The organism is Bacillus cereus group sp. N31, from assembly GCF_016483245.1.
In the GTDB taxonomy this organism is placed as follows: Bacteria; Bacillota; Bacilli; order Bacillales; family Bacillaceae_G; genus Bacillus_A; species Bacillus_A toyonensis.
The window spans coordinates 1-389 of the sequence record NZ_JAEHCH010000088.1 but is presented as its reverse complement, the minus strand read 5'-3'; the positions used below and the strand labels follow the sequence as shown (position 1 = coordinate 389).

The window sequence follows — 389 nt, the reverse complement described above, 5'->3', positions numbered from 1 at the left end:
TATAGTGCGACTCGAACAGGCATGGCACAAAAGAATGAACTATATATTCGTGACTTAGGATATTTTCGTCTACAAGACTTTAAGTCTATTCAAGATAAGCAAGGATATTATTTATCACGTCTAAAGTTACCAACTAAAATATATAGAAAAGAATTTGAAACAGTGGTATTTAAAACAAAACCCGCTCAATTAAAACCGGTATATATACAAATTCATTTGGAAGACCTCATGAAACAATTGCAGCCTGGCCAAGTGTATGAATTACATGATGTATATGTAGGGAGTAAAGACAAACTGCCTACTCGAATTGTAGTTTATAGATGTACCGAGGAGCAAAAACAGAAACGCCTACGTGATCGAGCTATTCGCGAAAAGAAAAAAGGAATTAC

1 protein-coding gene is annotated in these 389 nt (G+C 34.7%); it reads left to right on the top strand.

The window, feature by feature from the left end; translation table 11 throughout:
* The coding region (locus JDS81_RS29855; protein ID WP_199688696.1) for a transposase at positions 1-389 on the top strand (389 nt) is incomplete at both ends.